This is a genomic window from Bordetella genomosp. 6, from assembly GCF_002119705.1.
GTDB classification, from domain to species: domain Bacteria; phylum Pseudomonadota; class Gammaproteobacteria; order Burkholderiales; family Burkholderiaceae_B; genus Bordetella; species Bordetella bronchiseptica_F.
In genome coordinates this window covers 4,048,249-4,072,595 of sequence record NZ_CP021107.1, presented here as the reverse complement: position 1 = coordinate 4,072,595, position 24,347 = coordinate 4,048,249, and the positions used below count along the sequence as shown (strand labels likewise).

The following is a 24,347-nucleotide window of genomic DNA, read 5'->3' as shown; positions in this document are numbered from 1 at the left end:
GGTCGATGCAACAACAAGACAAGGAGACAACCATGGTTGGAAAAACAGGGCTGGGTATCGCGGCGATGCTGATGGCCGTATCGTTGGGCGTGGCCCGGGCCGACGGCGCCTATCCCAGCCGGCCGGTCAAGATCGTGGTGCCGTTCCCGGCGGGCACGGCCACCGACACCGTGACGCGCATCATCGCCGGCGGGCTGGCGCAGTCGCTGGGCCAGCCGGTCATCGTGGAAAACCGCGCCGGCGCCGACGGCGCGATCGGGGCGGTGGAGGTGGCGCGGGCCGAGCCCGATGGCTATACGCTGCTGATGTCCACCAATGGTTTCTGCGCCGTGCCTTCGTTGCGCAAGAACCCCCCCTATCATCCCATCGACGATTTCTCGCGTATTTCCATGGTAGGGCGCTACTCGTTCTTCCTGTATGTGAATGAGGCGGTGCCGGCGCGTTCGCTGGCCGAGCTGCTGGATTATGGCCGCGCCCATCCCGGCAAGCTGAACTATGCCACCGGCAACCCGACCGGCATCGTGGCGACGGGCCAGATGCTTTCGCTGGCCAAGGTCGACATGATGCAGGTGCCCTACAAGGGCGAGCCGGCCGGCGTGGCCGATCTGGTCGCCAACCGGGTGCAGGTGATGTTCGCCACGCCCACCACGGCGGGCCAGTATGTCGCCCAGGGAAGGCTGCACATGCTGGCCACCACCTTGCCGGCGCGCAGCCCGGCGTTTCCCGATGTGCCCACCATGGCGCAGGCCGGCGTTCCGAAGTTCTCGGTGTCGTCATGGGCGGCCTTGCAGGGGCCGGCCCGCATGCCGGCGCAGCGGGTCGAGCGCCTGTCGCAGGCGGTGGCCCAGGTGCTGGCCCGGACCGACATCCAGGAGCAGCTGGCGCGGCAGAACTTCCTGCCGGCCAGCTCCACGCCCGCGGAACTGGAGACCTTCGTCAAGGAACAGCTGGTCGTCTATGGGGAAACCCTGAGGGAGGCCAATGTCCAGCCCGAATGAGGCGGCGTCCTCGGCGGGCGCGCCGTCCGGCGGCGCGCTCGACGGGATCGTGGTGCTGGACCTGACGCGCATCCTGGCCGGCCCGTGGTGCACCCAGATCCTGGCCGATTTCGGCGCCCGGGTCATCAAGGTCGAACGGCCCGGCGTGGGCGACGATACGCGCAGCTGGGGGCCGCCCTGGATGCCCGGCGCCGATGAGGGGCCGGCGCGCCATTCCACTTACTTCGCCGCCGCCAACCGCAACAAGCAATCGGTGTCGGTGGACATATCCACGGCCGAGGGCCAGGACATCGTGCGCGCGCTGGCCATGCGCGCCGATGTGCTGATCGAGAATTTCAAGGTCGGGGACCTGGCCCGCCACGGGCTGGACTACGCCTCGCTGTCGGCGGCGAACCCGCGCCTGGTCTATTGTTCGATCACCGGCTATGGGCAGACCGGCCCGTACGCCGAGCGCCCCGGATACGACCTGATTTTCCAGGGCGAGGGCGGCCTGATGAGCGTGACCGGCGAGCGCGACGACCGGCCCGGCGGCGGGCCCCAGAAGGTCGGCGTGGCCATTGCCGACATCGTGACCGGCATGTACGCGTCCAGCGCCGTGCTGGCCGCGCTGCAGCGGCGGACCGCCATCGGCGTCGGCCAATACATCGATATCGCGCTGCTCGATTGCATGGCGGCGTTCGGCGCCAACCTGGCGTTCAACCACGTGACGACCGGCGCGGTGCCGCCGCGCTACGGCAATGCGCATCCCACCCTGGTGCCGTACGAAGTGCTGGCCGCCAGCGACGGCCATGTCATCGTGGCCGCGGGCAACGACGCGCAGTGGCGGCGTTTCTGCGCCGCGCTGGGCCGGCCGGACCTGGCGGCGGATGCGCGCTACGCGACCGGCAGCGGCCGCATCGTGCATCGCGACGCATTGATGCCGGAGATCGCGCGCACGTTCGCCGCAGAGCCGGCGGCGCACTGGCTGGCGCGGCTTACCGAGCACGGCATACCGAACGGCCGCATCAACAATTACAAGCAGGTGTTCGAGCACCCGCAGCTGCTGCATCGCGGCATGCGGGTCGAGATGCCGGACGGCGACGGCAATCCGGTCGCGGGCGTGGCCAATCCGGTGAAGTTCTCCGCCTCGGCGGTGGCCTACCGGCACGCCGCGCCGGCGCTGGGTCAGCATACCCGCGAAGTCCTGTGCGGCCTGCTGCGCATGGACGAGGCCGGCGTGCAGGCGCTGGCCGAACGCGGCGTGCTCGCCGTGCGGTAAGGCGCCGGGCCTAGGCCGGCGCCCTGCCTCGGTTGCGCAGCGTGTTCTTCAGCCAGCGGCAGAACTGGCGGGCCTGCTGCACGTGCGTGCTGTGGGCGTTGACGTAGGCCACGTAGCTGGCGCCGGAGGCGATCGGGGGATCGGCCGAGGGCACCAGCGTGCCGGCGCCCAGGTGGTCCAGCACCAGCAGCTGCGGCGCGACCAGGAAGCCGGTGCCGCCGATCGCCGAGGTCACGGCCAGGAACAGATGGTCGTACGTGGCGACCACGTTGATGGCGTCGGGCGCGATGTCGTGCACCAGCGCCCAGGTCGCGATGAGGTCCGGGCGCGAGCGCGCCGCCACCATGGGCCAGTGCCGGGCCGATTGCTCGCGGTGCGCGTCGGCCAGGGCCGGCGCGCCCACGCAGATCAGTTCCTCGCGCGCCAGCTCCCAGCTTTCGGTGCCCGGCAGGCTGAGGTCGCGCGAGATCAGCACGTCGAATTCGTCCTGCGGCTGCGGCGGCGCCAGCGACGTGATCAGGTCGACCTGCACGCCGTGCGCCGCCGAGTACGTGCCCAGGTGCGGCACCACCAGCGTCATGGCGAAGCTGGGCATGGAAGTGCGCACCTTGAGGCGGTCGTGCCGGTGGCCGCGCTGCACCAGCAACTGCATGGTCAGCTCGATGGTGGACATGGCGTCCTTGACCGCCTCGTAGAGCTGCAGGCCGGCCGGCGTCAGCGCCACCGTCGAGCCCCGGCGGTCGAACAGCCGGCAGTCCGCATACGCCTCCAGCGTCGCGACGTGGTGGCTGACCGCGCCCTGGGTGATGCCCAGGGTGCCGGCGGCCTGCGTGAAACTTTCGTGGCGCGCCACGGCCACGAAGGCGCGCAGCGAGACCAAGGGCGGATTGGCAGTTTTCATTATTAGAAATACTGATCGGCGCATCAGGCAGGCGCATGGCGGGCATCGCCAGCGTCTTGCCGCCGCGAGCGCGGTCGTCAATCATAGGCGAACGTATTCCAACAGCCAACAAGGGGAAAAAAACATGCCACTCGCACTGTTTCGGATATTCGTATTCCTGATGATCCTGCCGGCCTGCGCGCGCATGGCGCTGGCCGCGGAGGTCGTGCTCTATTCATCCAACAACGTGGAAACGGTGAACGGCGTCATCGACGGCTTCGCCAAGGCGCATCCGGACATCAAGGTGTCGGTGGTGCGCGCCGGCACGGGCGCCCTGATGCAGCGCATCAAGGCCGAGGCGGCCAATCCGCTGGGCGATATTTTCTGGTCCGGCGGCCTGTCGACGATCAGCGAATTCCGCGACATGTTCGCGCCTTACCAGTCGCCCGAGGCGGCCGCCGTGCCCGCCGCGTACCGGCAGGCCGACGGGCTCTGGCTGGGCACCAATACCCATGTCACCGTGCTCATGACCAACCTGCGCCAGGCGCCGGGCGGCAAGGCCCCGCAGGGCTGGGCCGACCTGGCCGATCCGGCCTGGAAGGGCAAGATCGTCATTCCGGACCCGGAGCGCAGCAGCGCCTCGTTCGTGGCGCTCTATGGCCTGCGGGAACTGCTGGGCAAGGACATGCTGGCCAAGGTGGCGCGCAACGCGGTCATCGTCGGCACCACCTCGGCCGCCTACGAAGGCGTGGCCAAGGGCGAGTTCGCGGTGGCGGTCACCATGGAGTACGCGGGCTACGAGTACGTGGCGGGCGGCCTGAAGGAGATCCGCCTGGTGTATCCGCGCGAAGGCACGTTTCTCTCGCCCGAGGGCATGGCGCTGATCAAGGGCGGCAAGAACCCCGAGGCGGCGCGCAAGCTGTACGAGTACCTGGCCTCGGCGCCGACCCAGACCGAGGTTTTCAAGAGCGCCTATCGGCGGCCCCTGCGCGGCGACATCGACGTGGGCAAGTACGCCGACATCCCGGCCATGTCGGATATCAAGATCGTCGAGCTGGACAACGCCCGGATGGGCAGCGAGCGGGTCGCCTTCATCGCCGAATGGCGCCAGCTTGCCAACGCCCGCTGAGCGCGGCGCATCGACCAGGGTACGCGATGCAAGTATCTTTCCAAGCCATCCATCAACGCTACGGCGAGCAGACGCTGTTCGAGAACCTGGACCTGACTTTGCCCAGCGGCAAGTTCTTCACGCTGCTGGGTCCGTCGGGCTGCGGCAAGACGACGCTGCTGCGCATGCTGGCCGGGTTCATACGCCCCAACGACGGGCGCATCCTGTTCGGCGACACCGACGTGACCCACATTCCGGTCTACCGGCGCGACGTGGGCATGGTGTTCCAGGACTATGCGCTGTTTCCCGACCGCTCGGTGCTGACCAACGTCTGCTACGGGCTGGCCGCGCGCAACGTGCCGGCGCCGCAGGCGCGCGAGCGCGCCATGGCGATGCTCGAGCGCGTCGGGCTGGCGGCGTTCGCGCAGCGCTCGCCGGCCCAGCTGTCGGGGGGGCAGCGCCAGCGCGTCGCGATGGCGCGCGCGCTGGTGATCGAGCCCCGGCTGCTGTTGCTGGACGAACCGCTGTCGGCCCTGGACGTGAAGCTGCGCGCCGAACTGCGCGGCCTGATCCGCGGGCTGCAGGTCGAGGCGGGCATCACGACCGTGTTCGTCACGCACGACCAGGAGGAAGCGCTGGCCATGTCCGATTTCATCGCGGTGATGGATCGCGGCCGCGTCATGCAGGTGGGCGAGCCGCGCGAGATATACACGACGCCCGGCAGCAGCTTCGTGGCGGACTTCGTCGGCAGCGCCAACCTGATCGCCATCGAGCGCGAGCTCGCGTCCGCGCCCGGCGAACCCCGCCGCCTGGCCACCGGCGCGGGCGTGGTGCGCACGCGCAGCGCGGTCGCCTGGCGCGCCGGCGCGCTGCTGGCGGTGCGGCGCGAGGATCTGACGCTGGCCGAGGCGGGCTGCGCCGGGGAAGGGCATTTCCCGGGCGTGGTCGAGCATGTCGAATTCCGCGGCAGCGTGACCGGCTACGCGGTGCGCACCGCCGCCGGCCTGCTCAGGGTCGAGGCCCGCGTGCGCCCGCATGAGCCGTCCTACGCCCGCGGCCAGGCCGTCAGCGTCGGGATTCCGCTGCATTCGCATATCGTGGACGCATCATGATGCTGGGTACCTTGCGCAGAGATCCCGCCTGGCTGACGGTCGCGGTGCTGGCCATTGGCCTGCTGGGCGTATTCCTGGTCTGGCCGCTGGTGTCGATGCTGGCCAAGTCGTTCGTCGCCGCCGACGGCAGCGTGGGCCTGGCGGGCTACATCCGGTTCTTCTCCGAGCCCGCCTACCGCGAGGTGTTCGTCAACACCCTGATCCTGGGCGTGGCGGTCACCGCGACCTCGATGCTGGTGGGCGGCAGCCTGGCCGTGGTGGTGGCGCGCTGCAGCTTTCCGCTGGCCGGCCTGGTTACCGCCTTGCCGCTGGTGACGCTGGTCATTCCCGACGTGGTCGTGGCCGCGTCGTGGGTGCTGATACTGGGCCGGCAGGGCCTGCTCAATGGCTGGCTCGAGCCGCTGGGCATCCAGCTGCCGGCGCTCTACTCGTGGTGGGGGCTGGTCTATGTGATGACGCTCAACAACTACGTGTACGCCTTCGTCGCGGTACTGGTGGGCATGAAGTCCATGGACCGCAACCTCGAGGAAGCCGCGCTCAGCCTGGGCCGGCCCGAGTGGCGGGTGTTGCGCGGCGTCACCTTCCCGCTGCTGATGCCCTCCATCTTCGCGGGCGCGCTGATGGTGTTCACGCACGTGATCGGCAGCTTCGGGGTGCCCGCCATCCTGGGGGCGCGCACGCCCGTGCTCGCGGTCAAGGCGTACAACGAGTTCGTCAGCGAGATGGGCGGCAACCCGCAGATGCAGACGACCATGGCTTCGCTGCTGGTATTCCTGGGCGCCGGCATGCTGCTGATCCAGAAGCTGGTGGTCGAGCGCCGGCAGTTCCAGATGGAGGCCGGACGCAGCCCGGTGGCGCGGCCGGTGCGCGGCTGGCGCGCCCTGCTGGCGACCGGGTCGGTGTTCATCGTGGTGGCCCTGTCGCTGCTGCCGGCCGTCGTGGTGGTGGTGACGGCCTTCACGCCGTCCATCGGTCCGGTGCTGCGCTACGGCGGCTTCACGCTCGATCACTTGCGCCATGCGCTGGTGCGCGCGCCCGAGCCGCTCTACAACTCGCTGTTCCTGGCTTCCATCGCCACGGTCGCCGGCGTGCTGTTCTCGGTGGTGTCGGCCTACCTGATCGTCAAGCGGCGCGCCGCGCTCACGCATGCGCTGGACCTGCTGGTGATGCTGCCCCTGACGATCGCGGGTACCGTGCTCGGCATTGCCATGATCAATTCGTTCAACACGGGGTGGCTGGTGCTCACCGGCACCTGGGTCATCATGGCGCTGGCGTATTTCCTGCGGCGGGTGCCCACCAGCGTGCGCGCCGCCGTCGGCCCGCTGCACAACCTGCGCGATTCGATCGAGGAGGCGTCCATGAGCCTGGGCGTGGGCCCGATACGCAGCTTCTTCAAGGTCGTGCTGCCGGTCATCATGCCGGCGGTGGTCGCGGCGGCGGTCCTCATGTGGGTCACCACGCTGTCCGAGCTGTCGGCCACCGTGGTGCTGTATTTCGGCGGGATGAACACCATGCCGATCGAGATATTCCAGCAGGTCGACAGCGGCCGGCTGGCGCTGGCGTGCGCCTACAGCCTGGTCCTGCTGGTGACCATTTTCGTGCCGCTGGCGATCGCGCGCGGGATATTCAAACTGAAGGTAGGAACCATCGAATGAGCTCAAATGAACAGACCCGGCGCGGCTTTCTCGCCGAACGCGTGCTGGGCGCCAAGCCCTCGGCCACCAAGGAGATGACGCGGCTGGCCAACCAGCTGCGGCAGGAGGGGCGCGACGTCATCGCGCTGAGCCAGGGCGAGCCGGACTTCCCCACGCCCGAGCACGTGCGCGAAGCCGCCAAGGCGGCCATCGACCAGGGCGAGTCGCGCTATACGGAGGTGGCGGGCACGCTGGCGCTGCGCGAGGCGGTCGCGCGCAAGTTCGAGCGCGACAACGGCCTGGCGTATTCCCCCGAGCAGATCCAGGTCGGGTGCGGCGCCAAGCAGATTCTCTACAACGCGCTGCAGGCGACCATCAACCCCGGCGACGAGGTGGTGGTGCCCACGCCGGCCTGGGTGTCCTATCCGGAGATGGTCCTGCTGGCCGGCGGGCAGCCGGTCATCGTGCGCTGCGGCGCCTCCAGCGGCTTCAAGCTGAGCCCCCGCCAGCTGGAGGAGTCCATCACCCCGCGCACCAAGTGGCTGATGCTGAATTCGCCGTCCAATCCCAGCGGGGCGGTGTACTCGGCGGAGGAGCTGGCCGCCCTGGCCGAGGTGCTGGCGCGCCATCCGCAGGTCTGGATCATGGCGGACGACATCTACGAGAAGATCCGCTACGACGACACGCCGTTCGCCACGCCCGCGGCGATCGCGCCGGAGCTGGCCGCCCGCACCCTGACCATCAACGGCGTGTCCAAGGCCTATGCCATGACCGGCTGGCGGGTGGGGTTCGGCGCGGGGCCGGCCGCGCTGATCAAGGCCATGAACCTGGTGCAGTCGCAGTCCACCTCGCACACCAGTTCGATCAGCCAGGCGGCGTCGATCGCGGCGCTCGACGGCCCCATGGATTTCCTGCCGGCCTTCGTCGCCGCCTTCCGCCGCCGCCGCGACAGCGTGGTGGCGCGGCTCAACGCCATCGAGGGCCTGGCCTGCGACCTGCCGCCGGGCGCGTTCTACGCCTTTCCAGGCTGCCAGGCCCTGCTGGGCCGGCGCGACGCCTCGGGCACGCTGGTTTCCACCGACCTGGATTTCGCGCTCTATCTGCTGCGCGAGGCCGGAGTGGCCATCGTGCCGGGCTCGGCGTTCGGCCTTTCCGGGCATTTCCGCGTCTCGTACGCGGCGTCGGACGAGCAATTGGCCGAGGCCATGGCGCGCATCGCGGCGGCGTGCGCCCGGCTGTCCTGAGCGCCGCGGCAGTCCTTTCCCAATGACCGACGGAGTTTCGCAGTGACCAAGAATCGAACCCTACGCGCCGCGCTCGAAAGCGGCCAGCTCTTCACGGCCATGGCCGCGCACAATCCGTTGTCGGCCCGGCTGGCCGAGGAGGCCGGATTCGGCGGCATCTGGGGCAGCGGCTTCGAGCTGTCGGCCAGCTACGCCGTGCCGGACGCCAATATTCTTTCCATGGGCACGCACCTGGAAATGATGCGCGCCATCGCCGCGACCGTGGCCATCCCGCTGATCGCCGACATCGATACCGGCTTCGGCAATGCGGTCAACGTGCACTACGTGGTGCCGCAGTACGAGGCGGCCGGCGCCTCGGCCATCGTCATGGAGGACAAGACCTTTCCCAAGGACACCAGCCTGCGCGCCGAGGGCCGCCAGGAACTGGTGCGCATCGAGGAGTTCCAGGGCAAGGTCGCCGCCGCCGTGGCCGCGCGCAAGGACCCCGACTTCGTCGTGATCGCGCGGGTCGAGGCGCTGATCGCGGGCCAGGGCCAGGACGAGGCGATCCGGCGCGGCCTGGCCTACGAGGAAGCCGGCGCGGACGCCATTCTCATCCACTCCAAGCAGAAGACGCCCGACGAGATCCTGGCTTTCGTCGCCGCCTGGCCGGGCCGCAAGCCGCTGGTGCTGGTGCCCACCGCGTACCCGCAGCTGGGCGAGCGGGATATCGCCGCGCTGGGCAAGGTTGGCGTGGTCATCTACGGCAACCACGCCATCCGCGCCGCCGTGGGCGCCATGCGCGAGGTCTTCGCGCAGATCCGCCGCGACCAGGGCATCGGCCAGGCCGATGGCGGCCTGCCCACGGTCAAGGAGATCATCGCCCTGCAGGGCGATGCGCACATGCGCGAGATCGAGGCCCGCTACCTGAAGTAGGCCGCCCGGCGCGGGCGGCCGCGCGTCCTTACTTGGCGGTGATCTTCGCGTCGCGGATGATGCGCGCGAAGTTGTCCACGTCCTGGCGGAAGAACTTCTCGAAGCTGGCCTGGTCGCGGTACTCGACGCGCGCGCCGGTGCTTTCGAGCGACTTGACCAGCTCCGGGTCGGCCATGATGCGGCCCACCGCGTCCGACAGTTTCTTGACCACGGGCGCGGGGGTTCCGGCCGGCGCGAACAGGGCGATCCACGAACTCATGACGAAGTCCGGATGCCCCAGCTCGACCAGGGTGGGCAGGTCGGGGAAGGGCGCCAGGCGCTTGGACCCGGTGACGAACAGGGCGCGCACCTGGCCCGCCTTGACGGCCTGGGCCACCGAGGGCATGGCCACCAGCGAGGCCGGAACCGAGCCGCCCATCGTGTCGGCGAACGCCATGGAGTCGCCCCGGTAGGGGATGACCTGCATGTCGATGCCCAGTTCCCGCTTCAGGCGTTCGCCGGCGATGTGGGTGATCGAGCCGTGGCCCGACACCCCATAGCTGTAGTGGCCGTTCTCGCTCTTGACCAGCTTGATGAACTCGTCGGCGTTGTGCGCGGGCGAGCGGTTGTTGACGATCATCACCAGGTCGTTGGCGATGGCCTGGGCGACCGGGATGAAATCGGTCAGGGGATCGTAGGGCAGGGTCTGGAAGTTCTGCGGGATCGCCATGGCTCCCGAGGTCGCCACCATCAGCGTGTAGCCGTCGGCCGGCTGGGCCTTGAGGGCCTGCGCCGCCAGTACGCCGGCCGCGCCCTGGCGGTTCTCGACGATGAACGGCTGGCCCAGCTGCTTCTGCAGCCCTTCGGCGATGAGGCGGGCATGAAGGTCGGCGGCGCCGCCGGGGGCGTAGCCGACCAGCACCCGCACCGGCTTGGCGGGGTACTCCGCCTGGGCATGGGCCGAGGTGGCGGCACAGGCGCCCAGCGCCATGGCCAGCAAGGTCCTGAGAACGCGTTTCATGGGTAGTCTCCTGGTTTTCTCGGAATTATTGTGGGCCGCGCCGCGCTCAGATCTCGAACAGGCGCAGGCCGGGGCTGGCCCAGTCGATCTCGACCAGGCGGCCCGCATACGACTGGGTCACATAGGCCTTGCGCATGCCCTCGCCGCCGAAGCACAGGTTGGTGATGTGGGTGTCGCCCGCGACCGGGACGAAGCTGGCCGAGCCATCCGGCCGTACCGTGGTGATTCCGCCGCGGTCCAGCGTGCCGATCGCGACCGCGCCATCGGCCTGCACCGCCAGCGAGTCGAAACGCTGGTAGACCGGGCTGGCGTACGCCAGCCGGCTGCCGTGCGGCGAGGCAGGCGAGGCGGCGGCGGGCGCGGCGAGCCGGCCGGGGCCGGCCAGGTCCCAGGCCCACAGGCGGGCGGTCTCGGTTTCGGCCACGTACAGGGTCTGGCCGTCGGGCGACAGGCCGATGCCGTTGGGCTTGTGGATGGGGAAGACCTTCTCCTCGATGTGCGAGCCGTCGATGGCGGCGTAGCAGATGCTGCCGCGGTCCCAGTCGCGATGGCGCGTCTTGCCCGGGTCGGTGAACCAGATGCCGCCGGCGGCGTCGATCACCAGGTCGTTGGGCCCGCGGATGTTGCGCCCGTCTATCCTGTCGTACAGGACTTCGACCTTGCCGGTCTCGATATCGACGCGTTCGATGCGTCCGGTGCGGTAGTCCTCGGGCGTGCCGCTGGTGACCCAGCGGCCATCCTCGCGTTGCCGGAAAGCGAAGCCGCCGTTGTTGGCGACGTAGCAATACCCGTCGGGCCCCATCGCCGCGCCATTGGGGCCGCCGCCCAGTTCGGCCACGATGTGCTTGCGGCCGTCCGGGAAAATGCGCGTCAGGGTCTTGCGCCGGATCTCCACCACCAGCAGGCTGCCATCGCCCACCCACACCGGACCTTCCGGGAACCACAGATCTTCAGCCACTACTCGCATGCCAGCTCCTTGTGTAGTCTGATTGTGTCGCCGATCGCCGTCACGCGGCCGGCAGGCGCAGCGCGCGCAGCATGCGCGCGCGCCGCGTCGCCTCGGTCATCATGAAAGCCCATTCGTTGCCGCCGGTCAGGAAGCGTACGCCCAGCGCCAGCATGGATTCCATGACCTCGGGGTTGTTGCCCAGTCCGCCGCAGCCCGCCGCCAGGCCGTGGCGCTGGCAGGCCCGCGTTACCCGCGCCACGCATTCGGCGATGCGCGGATGGTCGAACTGGCCGGGAATGCCCAGCGCGTCGCACAGGTCCGAGGTGCCCACGTGCAGGATGTCCACGCCCGGCACCGCGGCGATCGCGTCGGCCTGTTCGATGGCCTGCGGGGATTCCAGCATGACGATGACCGTGGTGGCGTCGTCGAGCAGCTTGCGCGCGGTGGCGGCGGGGTACTTGCGGTAGCCCAGCTGCGGCCAGCTGCTGGAGACCGAGCGCTCGCCGGCGGGCGCGAAGCGCGCCGCGCGCGCCACCTGGCGCGCCTGGTCGGCCGATTCGACGTGCGGCGCCACGATGCCCTGGGCGCCGGCGTCCAGGATGCGGTTGATGGCGTGCGCGTCGTGGGTCGGCACGCGCACCAGCGGCGTGACGCCCATGCGCTGCGCCATCAGGCAGATCTGCGCGGCGGCCGACTCGGGAATCACCGAGTGCTCCAGATCGATGTTGATGGCGTCGTAGCCGGCCGAGTGCGCGGCGATGGCGATATCGACGCTTTGCACCTGCTTGACGATCATGGACAGGCCCAGGCCGCCGGCGCGCAGGCGCGCCATCAGCGGGTTGTCCAGCGCCACCGGCGCATCGGGCGTGGGGGCGGTGCTCATGGTTTCCTCCGGTCTTCAGAGACGATCAGGTCCTGCGCGGGCAGCGGCTGGCCGGCGACGAATCTTTCCAGGTTGCCCAGCACGTGGGCCGCCACCGGCGCGACGTTGTCGAACACGCCGCCGCCGGCATGCGGCGTGACGACCACCTGGTCCAGCGCCAGCAGCGGGTTGGCCGGGTCGGGCGGTTCGGGGTCGAAGGCGTCCAGGCCGGCGCCCAGCAGGTGGCCGCGTTGCAGCGCCTGGGCCAGCGCCGCTTCGTCGACCAGTTCGCCGCGCGCCGTATTGATGAGCACCGCGCCTTTCTTCATGTGCTGCAGCGCGGCGGCGTCGATCAGGTGCCGGGTGCTGGCGGTGTAGGGCAGGTGCAGGCTGACGATGTCGCTGGCGGCCAGCAGCTCGGGCAGCTCGACCCGGCGCGCGCCCAGCGCCCGTTCCACTTCGGCGGGGGCGGCCTGCTGGTCGCAGTACAGGATGGCCTCGGGCTCGAAGCCCGACAGGCGGCGGGCCAGCTTGCGGCCGATGTTGCCGAACCCCACCAGTCCGATGGTCTTGCGGTGTATCTGGAAGCAGGATTCGCGCATTTCCGCCTTGGGCCACTGCCCGGCGCGCATTTCGCGGTTGACGTAGTAAAGCCGCCGATACACCCCGAGAATCAGCGCCACCGCCAGTTCGGCGACCGGGCCGGCGTTCGAGCCCGCGGTGATGGCCAGCGGAATGCCCAGCCGCCGCGCCGCGTCGACGTCGATGCGGTCCACGCCTATGCCCCATTTGTGCACCGCGCGCACGCGCGTGGCGGCCTGCAGCATGCCGGCGGTCAGCCGCGCCCAGCCGGGCACCAGGAAGTCCGCTTCCCGGCACAGCGCCAGCTGGTGCCGGTCGTCGTAATTGGCCGCGAACCGCACCTCGAAGGGCGGCCGGAACACCGACAGGATCACGCGCTGCACCGCCGGGGCCAGCACGTCCATGAATGCGACGGTATAGGTGGTCGGCTGGCTCATGGCGTTCCCGGCAGTTCGATGGTCATCATCAGCGACGACAGCGACTTGCCGTGCGCGTCCTGCGCCAGCGAGCGCGTCACGCCGCCGCCCAGCGCGCCTTGGATGACGAAGTTGAGCGCCTGCAGGCGCGGCAGCTCGTAGCGGATCACGGGGCCGGTGGCCACGTGGGCGAAGGCCCGCGCGACGACCGCCTCGGTCAGCTGCTCGCGCAGGATCCGCCAGCCGGCCTCGTCGAAGGCGATGACGGAGATATTGGACGTATTGCCTTTGTCGCCGGCCCGTCCATGGGCCAGGTCATGGACGCGCATCATGTGCGGAACTCCCGGATGGTGACTTGGGGATCGACCTGGCCGCGCGGGATAAGGACCGATTGCACGGCCAGCACTTCCCTGACCACCGGGTCCGAACCGCCGGCGCCGCCGGCCGGGCCGTTGACATGCAGCGCGCGGGTCTCGAAACCGACCGCCTCGGCCGCCTTGCGGTCGGCCGTGCGGGCGGCGATGCGCAGCCGCACTTCGTACGGATCGGCGTCCAGGGTGCGCCGGGCGTGCAGGCTGTCGATGCCGATCAGGTCGATGCGCATCTCGCCATAGCGATGGCCGGCGTCGTCCAGGCGCTGGCGCACGGCGGCCGCGGCCATTTCGGCGCGCGCGACGGCGTCGATGCCGGCATAGGAAATCTGCCCTTCGCCGATGTATCCGTCGGTGTAGCCGACGGTCACCTTGTAGGTGTCGGTGCGCGGGCGCGCCCGGGCGCCCGAGATGCGCACCCGGTTCTCGCCCTCCTGGCGCATTTCCAGTTCGGTGATGTCCAGCACGCAGTCGGGCGTGATGTAGGCCGCCGGGTCGTGCACTTCGTAGATGAGCTGTTCCTTGCAGGTGGCCAGGTCCACGCGGCCGCCGCTGTCTGGCAGCTTGCTGACGACGAACGCGCCGTCGGGCCGCATGTCGACGTACGGGAAGCCCAGGCGGCCCAGATCGGGCACCGCCTTGCGGCCCGGCGCGGCGAAGCATCCGCCGCTGACCTGCGCGCAGCATTCGAGCAGGTGGCCGGCCGCCGTGCCCGCCGCCAGGCGCGCCCAGTCTGTGTACGACCAGCCGTAGTGGTGCATGGCGGCTGCCAGGTACAGGGAGGGGTCGGCCACGCGCCCGGTCACCACCAGCTGGGCGCCGGTCGCCAGCGCCCGCACGATCACGTCGGCGCCCAGGTAGGCGTTGGCGCTGACCATGCGCGGCAGCAGTTCCTCCAGCGGCGCGCCGGATTCCAGCAGCGGCAGGCCGGGCTGGCCGCGCAACTGCTCGGTGACGTCGTCGCCCAGCACGGCGGCCGAGTGCAGCGGGCCGAGCGGCTGGGCGCGCGCGAATTCGTGCACCAGTTCGACCGCCGCGATGGGATTGGCCGCGCCCATGTTGGTGATGATTTTCACGCCCTTGCGCAGCGCCACCGGCAGCACCTGGCTCATCCGGTCCATCAGCCTGGGCGTGTAGCCCAGGCTGGGGTTCTTCAGCCGCGACTGGTTTTCCCGCGCCACGGTGCGCTCGGCCAGGCACTCGAACGCCAGGTAGTCCAGTTCGCCGCGCTCGGCCAGCTCCACCGCCGGCGCGATCCGGTCGTCGGCGAAGCTGGCGCCCGCGCCGATGCGCAAGGGCCGCTCGCGGGCGGCGCTCATTGCAGCCCCTTGAGCGCGTCGCCCTTGAGCATCAGGCGATAGAGGAAGCGGAACTCCTGCGGGTCGAAGTCGGCGTTGGCCTGGTGCATGACGCTGCGGTTGTCCCACAGCACGAAATCGCCCTTGCGCCATTGGTGGCGGTACTCGTAGCGCGGCTGGGTGGCGTGTTCATACAGCATGTTGATCAGCGCGAAACCTTCATCTTCGGGCAGCCCGTCGACGCCTTCCATGCGGCCGGTGTTCAGGTACAGCGCGGGGCGGCCGCTGACCGGGTGCACGATCACCAGCGGCTGGTTCGACGAGGCGGCCTCGGCGCGCTGCTGCGGCGTCAGCGCCGCCATCTTGCGCGGGCTGCGGCTGCTCTCGTAGACGTGCTCCGAGCGCAGCGGCGCGATACGCGCCTTGGTCTGTTCGGGCAGGTCGTCGTAGGCGGCGCGCACATCGACGAACTGGGTGTCGCCGCCGTGCGCGGGCAGCTCGATGGCGTGCAGCATCGTGCCCATCGGCGGCTCGCGGAAATTCGAGTGGTCGGTGTGGTAGTTCTCGCCGCGCACATGCAGCTTGCCGTCGCGGATCGGCAGGTCGCGGCTGGAGATGGTGCCCACCAGCGGGTAGTCGGGCAGGGAGAACTTGCCCAGCTGCTGGGGCAGGATCTCGCCGAAGATGCCGGCCGCCCGCAGGAAGCCGGGCGGGTCCAGTTGCTGGTCGCGCACCACCAGGACCGCATGTTCGCTCCACAGCGCGCGCAGCGTTTCGGCCAGTTCCGCGGGGAGCTCGGCGCCGAGATCGACGCCGCGCACTTCGATGCCCAGTCCGTGCTGGGTAAGGGGGCGCGTCTGCAGGCGCGCCGGGTTCGGGGTGTTCATTCGTCCGTCCTCGTTTGGCTGGGGTTCGAACGAATTCTGGGCGCGCAGGGTATTTGTGGCCAATGAATATTTTTGGGTACTCTATCACTCAAACTGATGGGATGAGAGGGGAGCGCCGGCCATGAACCTGCGGCACATCGAAGTCTTCTACGCGATCATGCAGGCGGGGTCCGTGACCGGCGCAGCGCACCTGCTCAACGTGACGCAGCCGGCGGTCAGCAACGTGCTGCGCCATGCCGAACAGCAGCTGCGCCTGAAGCTGTTCGAGCGCATCGGCGGCCGGCTGCAGCCCACGCCCGAGGCCTATGACCTGTTTCCCGACGTGCAGGAGATCTTCGGCCGCATCGGCACGCTCAACCGGCTGGTCGAGGAAATGCGGGGCGGACGCACCGGGCGGCTGGCCATCGCGGCCTCGCCCACGCTGGTCAACGTGTACCTGGCCCGCGCGATCGCGCGGCTCAAGGCCCATGGCGGCGGCACCCAGGTCACCATCCAGTCGTTGCCCACCGTCATCGCCATCGAGAGGGTGGAGCGGCGCGAAGTCGATGTCGGGCTGGTCTACGGGCCGGTGACGGATCCGGGCGTGATCGTGGAGGACCTGGCGGGCTCGGACGTGGTCTGCGCCCTGCACCGCGAAGCGTCCCTGGCCCGGCGCAAGACGCTGGGGCCGGATGACCTGGCGTCGGCGGCGGTGGTGTCCACCGGCCGCACCACCCGCATCGGCGTGGCGGTCAAGCAGGCGTGCGAAGCGCGGGGCCTGCCCGTGCCCGAGGTGTCGGTGGAGGTGAACTCATCGCTGGCGGCCTGCCTGATGGCGGCCGAGCACGTCGGCATCGGCCTGGTGGACCTGGCCGCGGTGAACCAGTATGCCTTGCCCGACGTGGTGTTCCGGCCGTTCCGCCCCCGGGTGGAGCTGCGCCTGTGCCTGATCTACCCCAAGGATCGCCCGCGGTCGCGCGCCACCCTGCGCTTTACCGCGGCGCTGCGCGAGCTGTTCGTCCAGGGTGCGCCCGAGCAGCCCCGGCCGGCCGGGCGCGGCGCCCGCGCGGCCCGCGCGCCGCGCGCCGGCTAGGGCAGGCGCGCCGGCCGGCCGGGCCGCCGAAAACCGGGCGGTTGCCGGCATTGTGGGGTATGGTTACGTGCGCCTGCCACCGGGCGCCCGGACACGAGACAAGGGGCCGCTTCCGCGCGGAAGGGGCCCGGACACGACCCCGACACACACACCATCGATCCCGAGGAGCAAGAATGAGCGAACCGAAGCAACCCGGCTGGCGGCTGGAGACCATCGCCGTACATGGGGGCTACCGGCCCGATCCGACCACGCGCGCCGTGGCGGTGCCGATCTACCAGACCGTGGCCTATGCGTTCGACGATACGCAGCATGGCGCGGACCTGTTCGACCTGAAGGTGCCGGGCAATATCTACACCCGCATCATGAATCCCACCACCGACGTGCTGGAACAGCGCGTGGCGGCGCTGGAAGGCGGCGTGGCCGCGCTGGCGCTGGCCTCCGGCCAGGCGGCGGTGACCTACGCCATCCTGACCATCGCCGAGGCGGGCGACAACATCGTGTCGTCCAGCACGCTGTATGGCGGCACGTACAACCTGTTCGCGCACACGTTGCCGCAGTACGGCATCTCGACCCGGTTCGCCGATCCGCGCAACCTGGCGTCGTTCGAGGCGCTGATCGACGAGCGCACCAAGGCCATTTTCGCCGAGTCGGTGGGCAACCCGCTGGGCAACGTCACCGACATCGCCGCGCTGGCCGAGATCGCGCATCGCCATGGCGTGCCGCTGATCGTCGACAACACGGTGCCGTCGCCCTACCTGCTGCGCCCCATCGAGCATGGCGCCGACATCGTGGTGCAGTCGCTCACCAAGTACCTGGGCGGCCACGGCACCAGCCTGGGCGGGGCCATCATCGATTCGGGCAAGTTCCCCTGGGCCGAGCACAAGGCGCGCTTCAAGCGCCTGAACGAGCCCGACGTGAGCTACCACGGCGTGGTCTACACCGAGGCGTTCGGCGCGGCGGCCTACATCGGCCGCGCCCGCGTGGTGCCGCTGCGCAATACCGGCGCGGCCATCTCGCCGTTCAACGCCTTCCAGATCCTGCAGGGCATCGAGACGCTGGCGCTGCGGGTGGACCGCATCGTCGAGAACTCGGTCAAGGTGGCCGGCTACCTGCGCGAGCATCCCAAGGTGGAGTGGGTCAACTACGCCGGCCTGCCCGACCATGCCGACCATGCGCTGGTGCGCAAGTACATGGGCGGCAAGGCCCCCGGCCTGTTCACTTTCGGCGTGAAGGGCGGCCGCGAGGCCGGCGCGCGCTTCCAGGACGCCTTGCAGCTGTTCACCCGCCTGGTGAACATCGGCGACGCCAAGTCGCTGGCCACCCACCCGGCGTCCACCACGCACCGCCAGCTCAATCCCGAAGAGCTCGAAAAGGCCGGTGTGCGCGAGGAAACGGTGCGCCTGTCGATCGGCATCGAGCATATCGACGACCTGATCGCCGACCTGGAGCAGGCGCTGGCGCAGGTATAAGGCCAGCCGCGCGCGCCGGGCCGCCGCCCCTCAGCCGGGCGGCGGGCCGCCCGCGCCGGTCGCGGCCGGCGCGTGCCGGCGGATCCATTCGATGGCCTTCTGGGCCAGGTCCGACAGGCCGGACTCGTGGCGTGTGATCACGCCGATGGTGCGTTGCGGCGCGCCCTGCAGCGCAATGATGTAGAGCGCGCCGTCGAGCACCAGTTGCGCCGCCGAGCGCGGCAGGATGGCGATGCCGCTGCCGCGCTGCACGAATTTGCCGATGGTCGACAGGCCCTGGATCTCCAGGAAGGGGCGGAACTGCCGGCCCTGTTTCATGAAGGCCATGTCCACGCACAGCCGCGAGCCGGTGCCGCGCGGCATGGAAATCACGGGCAGGGCTTCCAGCGCCTCTTCGCGCCAGACGGTATCGTCGAGCCGGATCGGGAAGTCGTGCGAGGCCAGCAGCACGAAAGGCTCGCGCATGATCTCGGTGTACGACAGGTCGCGGTGCACCACGTCCAGCCCGGACAGGGCGAAATCCACCTTGCGCATGCGCAGCAGGTCCATGGCGGTGTCGTTGATCACGTCATGGATCTTGATGATGGCGCGCGGATGCTCGCCGCGTATGTGATTGACCAGTTGCGGCAGCACGATGGCGGCCAGCGACGGCAGGGCGGCGATCGACAGCCGCTGCGAGCGGCGTCGCGCGACCTCCGCCAGTTCGGTGACTCCCATGTCGAACTCGTCCACCACGCGCGAGGCCACCTCCAGCAGGTCGCGGCCTTCCGGCGTCAGCGACACGCTGCGCGTGCTGCGCTCGAACAGCTTGACGCCCAGCTTGTCCTCCAGGCCCCGGATCATCTTGCTCATGGTGGGCTGGGTGACGTAGAAGCGCTCGGCGGTCTGCCCGAAGTTCAGGGAGCCTGCCAGGGACACGAAGATCTTCAGTTCGCGGGGCGTCAGATTCATTCCTAGATCCGATCAATCACGTCAAAAGTGGAATCACCCTTCCGGACGAGTCCGGATACGCTTGTTGCACGCATCGCAACGCGTCTCAAGCGGAAGGGGAGAACATGCTCAGACTGGATGGCAAGGTGGCGCTGGTGACAGGCTGCGGCTCCACGGGAGAGGGTTGGGGAAATGGCCAGGCCATCTCCGTATTGCTGGCCCGCCAGGGCGCACGCGTATTCGGGGTGGACCTGCGCGAGGAGGCGCTCCGGAACACCGCGGACATCATCCGCCAGGAAGGCGGCGCTGTCGAGACGATGACCGCCGACGCCACGCGCGCGGCCGACGTGCAGGCCATGGTCCAGGCGTGCCTGCGCCGCTATGGCCGCATCGACATCCTCGTCAACAACGTCGGCCGCTCCGAGCCCGGCACGCCGGTGGACATGAGCGAGGCGACCTGGGACGAACAGATGGACGTCAACCTCAAGGCCGCCTACCTGGCCTGCAAGCACGTGCTGCCGGTGATGGAGCGCCAGGGCGCGGGCGCGGTGGTCAACGTGTCGTCGATCGCGGGGCTGCGCTACGTGGGCAAGCCGCAGGTGGCCTACGCGGCGGCCAAGGCCGCGCTGATGCAGATGACGCGCACCACCGCCGTCGTCTATGCGGCGCGCGGCATACGCCTGAATTGCGTGGTGCCCGGCCTGGTGTTCACGCCGCTGGTGCGCCGCCTGGCCGACAAGTACGCCCAGGGCGATTTCGACGGCTTCGTGCGCCATCGCCACGAGCAGGTGCCGATGGGCCGCATGGGCGACGCCTGGGACGTGGCGCATGCGGCGCTGTTCCTGGCCAGCGACGAGAGCCGCTACATCACGGCGCAGGAAATCGTGGTCGACGGCGGCATCACGGCCGCCACGCGCTGAGCGGGCGCGGCCATACCAGGGGAGGGCAGGGCATGTCGGGCAAGAGATTGGCGGGCAAGGTGGCGCTGGTGACGGGCGCCGGCTGCGTGGGGCCGGGCTGGGGCAACGGGCGGGCCATTGCGTATCGCTTCGCGCAGGAGGGCGCGCGGGTGTTCGCGGTGGACCGCGATCGCCGCGCCATGGACGAGACGCTGGAGAAGGTGGCGGCCATCGGCGGCGAGATCACGGCCTGCGAGTGCGATGTCACCGACGCGGCGGCGGTCGCGCGCATGGTGGCCGCGTGCCGCCAAGCCTATGGCGCGGTGGACGTGCTGGTCAACAACGTGGGGGCGCCGCGCCCGGGCGGCGCGGCCGCGCTCGAGGACGCCGACTGGGCGCAGCAGCTGGACCTGAACCTCACCACGGTGTTCTGCGTCAGCAAGCACGTCATCCCCGTGATGGCGGCCCGGGGCGGCGGCGCCATCGTCAATATCGCCTCGACCTCGGGCATACGCTGGACCGGGGCGGCGCAGATCGGCTATGCGGCCGCCAAGGGCGGCGTGATCCAGTATGGCCGGGTCGCCGCGGTCGAGCTGGCCGCGCAGGGCATACGCGTCAACACGGTGGTGCCGGGCCAGATGCACACGCCGCTGGTCGACGCGGTGCTGGCCAGGGCGCAGGCCGGCGGTGACGTGGCCGAGTTGCTGGCGCGGCGCCAGAAGCGCATTCCGTTGCCCTTCATGGGCGACGGCATCGACACGGCCAACGCCGCGCTGTTCCTGGCCAGCGACGAGGCCCGTTTCGTGACCGGCACCGAATTGATCGTCGACGGCGGCATGAGCGCCCGCTGCGACTAGGCCGCGCGGGGCGGCGCGCCGGCGCAGGTCCCGTCCATACCAAGAAGAAGACCGATCCACCCAAGGAGACAGCAATGAAACGCAAATGGTTTGCCACGCTTTGTGCCGCCCTCGTGGCGGCCGCGCCGGCCGCCGCAGTGGCGGCCGACCGGTTTCCGGCCCGGCCGATCCAGGTCGTCATTCCGTTCCAGCCCGGCGACACCGACAACATGCTGCGGCCCTTCCTGGAACGCATGCCCGAGTTCCTCGGCGAGCAGGTCATCCTCAACTACAAGCCGGGCGCGGGCGGCGGGATCGGCGCAGGCTTCGTGGCCGGCAGCGCGCCCGACGGCTACACCCTGGTGGGCACTTCGCCCGGCTCCATCGTCGTGGTGCCGCTGGCCAACCAGGACGTCAAGTACTCGCCGGACAACTTCGAACCGGTGGCCGCGCTGGCCGAAGGCGGGTTGATGATCGTGGCGCCGTCGAATTCGCGCTGGAAGTCGATCGACGAACTGGTCAAGTACTCGAAGTCCAACCCCGAGAAGGTCACCTTCACCAGCTCCGGCGCGCTGGGCATCACGCACCTGCTGGCCGAGGCCCTGGCGCATGACGCCGGCGTGAAGTGGCGCCACATTCCCTACAAGGGCAGCGCGCCCGCCATTACGGCCCTGCTGGGCGGGCACGTGGACATGGCGTCGACGGCCATCGCGCCGGCGCAGGCGCACATCCAGTCCGGCGCGCTGCGGGCGCTGGCCGTGTTCGGCGACGAACGCCTGAAGGCCTATCCCGACGTGCCCACGCTCAAGGAGCTGGGCTACAACATCGGCAGCCCGACCTACTACGGCATTTCGGCGCCGGCCGGCACGCCGCCCGAGGTCGTGCGGGCCATCTACGACGCGGCGCAGAAGGTCTCCGACAAGTACGGGGCCCAGATTGCGGAGAACCTCGCGGTGTTCGGCGCGCAGGCCAGGCTGCTGGACCCGGCGGACTACAAGCAGTACCTGGCCGGCCAGCGGGCCCTGTTCTCGCGCGCCATCGAGCAACTGGACTGAAGAGGAGGCGAACATGGCCGAAGCGCGCAAAGTCATCATCACCTGTGCCGTGACCGGGGCGATCCATACCCCCTCCATGTCGCCGCACCTGCCCGTCACCGCCGCGGAAATCATCGAGGCCTCGGTGGCGGCGGCCAACGCCGGGGCCGCCATCCTGCACCTGCATGCACGCGACCCCGAGGACGGCCGTCCCTCGCAGGACCCGGCGCATTTCCGGCCCTTCCTGCCGGCCATCCGCGACGCGACCGACGCCGTGATCAACATCACGACCGGCGGCAGCCCGCACATGACGGTCGAGGAACGGATGCGGCCGGCCATGGTGTTCGAACCCGAGGTGGCTTCGCTGAACATGGGCTCGATGAACTTCGGGCTGTTTCCCATGCTGCAGCGCTTTACGCAGCTGCGCCACGATTGGGAGCGCCAGCACCTGGAGAACAGCCGCGACCTGGTGTTCAAGAACACCTACCAGGACATCGAGGCCATTCTCGCCAACGGCTACCGCAACGGTACGCGCTTCGAGTTCGAGTGCTACGACACCAGCCACCTGTACAACCTGGCGCACTTCGCGCAGCGCGGCCTGGTGCAGGGCCGGCCGTTCATCCAGACCGTGTTCGGCATCCTGGGCGGCATCGGCCCCGAGGCGGAGGACCTGATGCACATGCGCCGCACCGCCGACCGCCTGTTCGGCACCCAGTATGAATGGTCGGTGCTGGGCGCCGGCCGTAACCAGATGCCGCTGGCGGCCATCGGGCTGGCCACCGGCTCGCATGTGCGGGTGGGGCTGGAGGATTCGCTGTGGATCGGCCCGGGACAGCTGGCCGTTTCCAACGCCGAGCAGGTGGCGCGCATCCGCCGCATCGCCGAGGCGCTCAACCTGCAGATCGCCACGCCGGCCGAGGCGCGCGCCATGCTGGGCCTGAAAGGCGCGGACAAGGTGGCGTTCTGAGGCCGGCGCGGGGCCGCGGCGCGGCCCCGCGCCCGGCGGCCTCTCAGCGCTGGTCGTCGCTGTGGATGCCGAAGGCTTCCAGAAAGCGCGACACCATGTTGTAGGCGGCGACGGTGGCCACCAGCTCGACGAGTTCCTGGTGGTCGAAGTCGGCGGCCAGCTGCGCCATCAGCGGCTTGTCGACGTGCACCTGGCGCGTCATCTGGTCCGTCAGGGCGAGCACGCGCCGCTCCTTGTCGCTGAACCGGCTGGAGGCCTCCCAGTCGGCCAGTTCGTCGATCTGCGCCTGGCTCACGCCTTCCTTGAGCGCGATGGGGATGTGCTGGTCGGCTTCGTACTGCGCGCCGTTGATCTGCGCGACGCGCACGATCACCAGCTCGCGCAGCGCGCCGCTCAGGCTGGCCTTCTGGCGCACCGCCGTCAGGTAGTTGAGCCAGCCCTCGGCGATGGGCGGGCTGTGCAGCAGCATCTGGTACAGGTGCAGGACGCTGCCGCGTTCGGCGACGATGCGCTCGACCAGCGGGCGCGCCTGTTCATTGCCGAGATCGGCGTACGGGATTCTTGCCAAGGCTTGCTCCTCCTCGTGATGGGTTGCCGTGCGCCGTCCACTTTACAGGCGGCGGCCGCGCGGCGGCATTCCCGTTTCGGCACGGGTTATTCATGGGACGCATGAATGATACCGTGGGCGCGCCGGCGCTCAGGGGCGCGCCTTGCCGTCCTGCCGGAACGCCGCCTCGCCGGCGTCCGACACCCTGACCCATTCACGGTCGGGCGGCGCGTCGGCCACATAGCTGTCGTGCCAGTTCCACCACTTGTAGGGCGGCGTCTGCGGATAGCCGGCCGGCGAGTCTTCCCAGTCTTCCTGGCGGCCCAGCGGCGTGATGTCGAGATAGTTCCAGGTGCCGCCCATCTGTTCGTCGCCGCGGCTGTTGACGAAATAGGTGCGGAACAGCCGCGCGCCGTCGCGGATGAACACATTGGTGCCGTGCCATTCGTGCACGCCGAAGTCGGCGTCGAAGCCATCGGTGATGGTGTACCAGGGCATGTCCCAGCCCATGCGGGCCTTCAGCCGGGCGATGTCGGCCTGCGGCGCGCGCGAGACGAACGCCAGGGTGGTGTCGCGCGCGTTGAGGTGGGCCAGGTGGGCGACCTGGTCGGCCACCATGGAGCAGCCGCGGCATGCGTGGTCGGGCCAGCCGTATACGCCCGGCTCGTAGAAGGCGCGGTACACGATGAGCTGGCGCCGGCCCTCGAACAGGTCGAGCAGGCTGGCCGGCCCCTGGGGGCCTTCGAAGGCGTAGCCGTCGCGCACCGCCATCCACGGCATGCGCCGGCGCTCGGCGGCCAGGGCATCGCGGGCGCGGGTGTGGGCTTTCTCCCTGGCGAGCAGGCGCTCGCGCGCCGCTTCCCATTCCTGGGCGGACACCACCGGCGGCGTGTCCATGGCGGGCGGGGAGGATGGGGCGGAAGTTCCGGGTTGGCGGGTCATGGTGCGTCTCCTGGTTCGGGCCAGGCCGCGCGCCGCATGCGCGCGGCCCCGAAACAGTGTGGCACCGCCGGCCGCCGGCGGGGAGTAACAAATGTGGCGCCCTGAATGTGGCGCCCTGGCGCCTGTCCGGCGCCATG

Annotated in this window: 24 protein-coding genes; 13 read left to right on the top strand and 11 right to left on the bottom strand. The window is 69.7% G+C overall.

The annotated features are described in order from the left end of the window. The first annotated feature begins 32 nt into the window (after positions 1-32). Both CAL11_RS19195 and CAL11_RS19190 read left to right on the top strand, forming a co-directional pair. Complete coding sequence (locus tag CAL11_RS19195; RefSeq protein WP_086094633.1) at positions 33-998, top strand: Bug family tripartite tricarboxylate transporter substrate binding protein; 966 nt, start codon at positions 33-35, stop codon at positions 996-998. A 49-nt stretch (positions 999-1,047) separates the two neighbouring features. Next, the gene (locus CAL11_RS19190; protein WP_086094634.1) at positions 1,048-2,256 is read left to right on the top strand and encodes a CaiB/BaiF CoA transferase family protein; all 1,209 of its coding nucleotides are present in this window, start codon (positions 1,048-1,050) and stop codon (positions 2,254-2,256) included. 10 nt (positions 2,257-2,266) lie between these two features. Here CAL11_RS19190 and CAL11_RS19185 read toward each other — a convergent pair whose 3' ends face one another. Next, positions 2,267-3,157, bottom strand: a complete 891-nt coding sequence (locus CAL11_RS19185) for a LysR family transcriptional regulator (protein ID WP_033461805.1) — start codon at positions 3,155-3,157, stop codon at positions 2,267-2,269. A gap of 124 nt (positions 3,158-3,281) precedes the next feature. Between CAL11_RS19185 and CAL11_RS19180 the strand changes: the two genes are divergently transcribed. The 5 genes from CAL11_RS19180 to CAL11_RS19160 are packed head-to-tail and all read left to right on the top strand — an operon-like array spanning position 3,282 to position 9,149. Next, positions 3,282-4,265 carry an ABC transporter substrate-binding protein gene (locus CAL11_RS19180; RefSeq protein WP_050458059.1) on the top strand — a complete coding sequence of 328 codons (984 nt, stop codon included), beginning with the start codon at positions 3,282-3,284 and terminating at the stop codon, positions 4,263-4,265. Positions 4,266-4,291: 26 nt separating this feature from the next. Then, positions 4,292-5,356 carry an ABC transporter ATP-binding protein gene (locus CAL11_RS19175; protein WP_086093879.1) on the top strand — a complete coding sequence of 355 codons (1,065 nt, stop codon included), beginning with the start codon at positions 4,292-4,294 and terminating at the stop codon, positions 5,354-5,356. Continuing rightward, entirely contained in the window at positions 5,353-7,011 is a 1,659-nt protein-coding gene (locus tag CAL11_RS19170; RefSeq protein WP_033461802.1) for an ABC transporter permease, read from the top strand. The genes CAL11_RS19175 and CAL11_RS19170 overlap by 4 nt, the downstream gene beginning before the upstream one ends. Next, complete coding sequence (locus CAL11_RS19165) at positions 7,008-8,234, top strand: pyridoxal phosphate-dependent aminotransferase (RefSeq protein WP_086093878.1); 1,227 nt, start codon at positions 7,008-7,010, stop codon at positions 8,232-8,234. The genes CAL11_RS19170 and CAL11_RS19165 overlap by 4 nt, the downstream gene beginning before the upstream one ends. Before the next feature lie 42 nt (positions 8,235-8,276). Beyond that, positions 8,277-9,149, top strand: coding sequence for a phosphonopyruvate hydrolase (locus tag CAL11_RS19160; RefSeq protein WP_086093877.1), 873 nt, complete (start codon positions 8,277-8,279; stop codon positions 9,147-9,149). Positions 9,150-9,177: 28 nt separating this feature from the next. Here CAL11_RS19160 and CAL11_RS19155 read toward each other — a convergent pair whose 3' ends face one another. From CAL11_RS19155 to CAL11_RS19125, 7 genes are read right to left on the bottom strand one after another with little or no spacing between them, the layout of a single operon-like run. Next, positions 9,178-10,149 carry a Bug family tripartite tricarboxylate transporter substrate binding protein gene (locus tag CAL11_RS19155; RefSeq protein ID WP_086093876.1) on the bottom strand — a complete coding sequence of 324 codons (972 nt, stop codon included), beginning with the start codon at positions 10,147-10,149 and terminating at the stop codon, positions 9,178-9,180. Between the two features lie 46 nt (positions 10,150-10,195). After that, entirely contained in the window at positions 10,196-11,116 is a 921-nt protein-coding gene (locus CAL11_RS19150; protein WP_033449418.1) for an SMP-30/gluconolactonase/LRE family protein, read from the bottom strand. Between the two features lie 40 nt (positions 11,117-11,156). Then, positions 11,157-11,981 carry an HpcH/HpaI aldolase family protein gene (locus CAL11_RS19145; RefSeq protein ID WP_033449420.1) on the bottom strand — a complete coding sequence of 275 codons (825 nt, stop codon included), beginning with the start codon at positions 11,979-11,981 and terminating at the stop codon, positions 11,157-11,159. Continuing rightward, positions 11,978-12,979: a 2-hydroxyacid dehydrogenase gene (locus CAL11_RS19140; RefSeq protein ID WP_086093875.1), complete on the bottom strand. Its 1,002-nt coding sequence runs from the start codon at positions 12,977-12,979 to the stop codon at positions 11,978-11,980. Before CAL11_RS19140 ends, CAL11_RS19145 begins: the two co-directional genes overlap by 4 nt. Then, positions 12,976-13,287 (bottom strand): AtuA-related protein, encoded by a 312-nt coding sequence (locus CAL11_RS19135; RefSeq protein ID WP_033449450.1) that lies wholly within the window; start codon positions 13,285-13,287, stop codon positions 12,976-12,978. The genes CAL11_RS19140 and CAL11_RS19135 overlap by 4 nt, the downstream gene beginning before the upstream one ends. Next, the gene (locus tag CAL11_RS19130) at positions 13,287-14,648 is read right to left on the bottom strand and encodes an acyclic terpene utilization AtuA family protein (protein ID WP_086093874.1); all 1,362 of its coding nucleotides are present in this window, start codon (positions 14,646-14,648) and stop codon (positions 13,287-13,289) included. The genes CAL11_RS19135 and CAL11_RS19130 overlap by 1 nt, the downstream gene beginning before the upstream one ends. Next, positions 14,645-15,514 carry a TauD/TfdA dioxygenase family protein gene (locus CAL11_RS19125; RefSeq protein WP_086093873.1) on the bottom strand — a complete coding sequence of 290 codons (870 nt, stop codon included), beginning with the start codon at positions 15,512-15,514 and terminating at the stop codon, positions 14,645-14,647. Before CAL11_RS19125 ends, CAL11_RS19130 begins: the two co-directional genes overlap by 4 nt. A gap of 121 nt (positions 15,515-15,635) precedes the next feature. Here CAL11_RS19125 and CAL11_RS19120 point away from each other — a divergent pair, with 121 nt between their 5' ends. Together CAL11_RS19120 and CAL11_RS19115 are read left to right on the top strand one after the other, a co-directional pair. Then, positions 15,636-16,586 carry a LysR family transcriptional regulator gene (locus CAL11_RS19120; protein WP_086093872.1) on the top strand — a complete coding sequence of 317 codons (951 nt, stop codon included), beginning with the start codon at positions 15,636-15,638 and terminating at the stop codon, positions 16,584-16,586. Positions 16,587-16,759: 173 nt separating this feature from the next. After that, on the top strand, positions 16,760-18,055 hold the full coding sequence (locus CAL11_RS19115; protein WP_086093871.1) for an O-acetylhomoserine aminocarboxypropyltransferase/cysteine synthase family protein: 1,296 nt from the start codon (positions 16,760-16,762) through the stop codon (positions 18,053-18,055). Between the two features lie 30 nt (positions 18,056-18,085). Here the strand turns inward: CAL11_RS19115 and CAL11_RS19110 are convergent, their stop codons facing one another. Then, entirely contained in the window at positions 18,086-19,006 is a 921-nt protein-coding gene (locus CAL11_RS19110; RefSeq protein ID WP_068925173.1) for a LysR family transcriptional regulator, read from the bottom strand. A 104-nt stretch (positions 19,007-19,110) separates the two neighbouring features. Between CAL11_RS19110 and CAL11_RS19105 the strand changes: the two genes are divergently transcribed. The 4 genes from CAL11_RS19105 (at position 19,111) to CAL11_RS19090 (ending at position 22,721) form a co-directional block, all read left to right on the top strand. Next, positions 19,111-19,905, top strand: a complete 795-nt coding sequence (locus CAL11_RS19105; RefSeq protein WP_068925175.1) for an SDR family NAD(P)-dependent oxidoreductase — start codon at positions 19,111-19,113, stop codon at positions 19,903-19,905. A 32-nt stretch (positions 19,906-19,937) separates the two neighbouring features. Continuing rightward, positions 19,938-20,741: an SDR family NAD(P)-dependent oxidoreductase gene (locus CAL11_RS19100; RefSeq protein ID WP_086093870.1), complete on the top strand. Its 804-nt coding sequence runs from the start codon at positions 19,938-19,940 to the stop codon at positions 20,739-20,741. Positions 20,742-20,815: 74 nt separating this feature from the next. Beyond that, positions 20,816-21,775, top strand: a complete 960-nt coding sequence (locus CAL11_RS19095) for a tripartite tricarboxylate transporter substrate binding protein (protein WP_068925180.1) — start codon at positions 20,816-20,818, stop codon at positions 21,773-21,775. 13 nt (positions 21,776-21,788) lie between these two features. Further along, a complete protein-coding gene (locus tag CAL11_RS19090; RefSeq protein ID WP_033461785.1) occupies positions 21,789-22,721 on the top strand; it encodes a 3-keto-5-aminohexanoate cleavage protein in 933 nt (310 codons plus the stop codon). 43 nt (positions 22,722-22,764) lie between these two features. Here CAL11_RS19090 and CAL11_RS19085 read toward each other — a convergent pair whose 3' ends face one another. Beyond that, a complete protein-coding gene (locus tag CAL11_RS19085; protein WP_033461784.1) occupies positions 22,765-23,289 on the bottom strand; it encodes a carboxymuconolactone decarboxylase family protein in 525 nt (174 codons plus the stop codon). 129 nt (positions 23,290-23,418) lie between these two features. Further along, positions 23,419-24,210, bottom strand: a complete 792-nt coding sequence (locus tag CAL11_RS19080) for a DUF899 domain-containing protein (RefSeq protein WP_068925182.1) — start codon at positions 24,208-24,210, stop codon at positions 23,419-23,421. Positions 24,211-24,347: the final 137 nt, after the last annotated feature.

Coding starts and splice junctions, on each gene's coding strand:
- CAL11_RS19140 (WP_086093875.1), bottom strand. CDS start 12,979: ATGAGCCAGCCGACCACCTATACCGTCGCATTCATGGACGTGCTGGCC.
- CAL11_RS19145 (WP_033449420.1), bottom strand. CDS start 11,981: ATGAGCACCGCCCCCACGCCCGATGCGCCGGTGGCGCTGGACAACCCG.
- CAL11_RS19175 (WP_086093879.1), top strand. CDS start 4,292: ATGCAAGTATCTTTCCAAGCCATCCATCAACGCTACGGCGAGCAGACG.
- CAL11_RS19135 (WP_033449450.1), bottom strand. CDS start 13,287: ATGCGCGTCCATGACCTGGCCCATGGACGGGCCGGCGACAAAGGCAAT.
- CAL11_RS19095 (WP_068925180.1), top strand. CDS start 20,816: ATGAAACGCAAATGGTTTGCCACGCTTTGTGCCGCCCTCGTGGCGGCC.
- CAL11_RS19155 (WP_086093876.1), bottom strand. CDS start 10,149: ATGAAACGCGTTCTCAGGACCTTGCTGGCCATGGCGCTGGGCGCCTGT.
- CAL11_RS19180 (WP_050458059.1), top strand. CDS start 3,282: ATGCCACTCGCACTGTTTCGGATATTCGTATTCCTGATGATCCTGCCG.
- CAL11_RS19100 (WP_086093870.1), top strand. CDS start 19,938: ATGTCGGGCAAGAGATTGGCGGGCAAGGTGGCGCTGGTGACGGGCGCC.
- CAL11_RS19150 (WP_033449418.1), bottom strand. CDS start 11,116: ATGCGAGTAGTGGCTGAAGATCTGTGGTTCCCGGAAGGTCCGGTGTGG.
- CAL11_RS19185 (WP_033461805.1), bottom strand. CDS start 3,157: ATGAAAACTGCCAATCCGCCCTTGGTCTCGCTGCGCGCCTTCGTGGCC.
- CAL11_RS19130 (WP_086093874.1), bottom strand. CDS start 14,648: ATGAGCGCCGCCCGCGAGCGGCCCTTGCGCATCGGCGCGGGCGCCAGC.
- CAL11_RS19105 (WP_068925175.1), top strand. CDS start 19,111: ATGCTCAGACTGGATGGCAAGGTGGCGCTGGTGACAGGCTGCGGCTCC.
- CAL11_RS19195 (WP_086094633.1), top strand. CDS start 33: ATGGTTGGAAAAACAGGGCTGGGTATCGCGGCGATGCTGATGGCCGTA.
- CAL11_RS19120 (WP_086093872.1), top strand. CDS start 15,636: ATGAACCTGCGGCACATCGAAGTCTTCTACGCGATCATGCAGGCGGGG.
- CAL11_RS19165 (WP_086093878.1), top strand. CDS start 7,008: ATGAGCTCAAATGAACAGACCCGGCGCGGCTTTCTCGCCGAACGCGTG.
- CAL11_RS19115 (WP_086093871.1), top strand. CDS start 16,760: ATGAGCGAACCGAAGCAACCCGGCTGGCGGCTGGAGACCATCGCCGTA.
- CAL11_RS19080 (WP_068925182.1), bottom strand. CDS start 24,210: ATGACCCGCCAACCCGGAACTTCCGCCCCATCCTCCCCGCCCGCCATG.
- CAL11_RS19110 (WP_068925173.1), bottom strand. CDS start 19,006: ATGAATCTGACGCCCCGCGAACTGAAGATCTTCGTGTCCCTGGCAGGC.
- CAL11_RS19090 (WP_033461785.1), top strand. CDS start 21,789: ATGGCCGAAGCGCGCAAAGTCATCATCACCTGTGCCGTGACCGGGGCG.
- CAL11_RS19125 (WP_086093873.1), bottom strand. CDS start 15,514: ATGAACACCCCGAACCCGGCGCGCCTGCAGACGCGCCCCCTTACCCAG.
- CAL11_RS19170 (WP_033461802.1), top strand. CDS start 5,353: ATGATGCTGGGTACCTTGCGCAGAGATCCCGCCTGGCTGACGGTCGCG.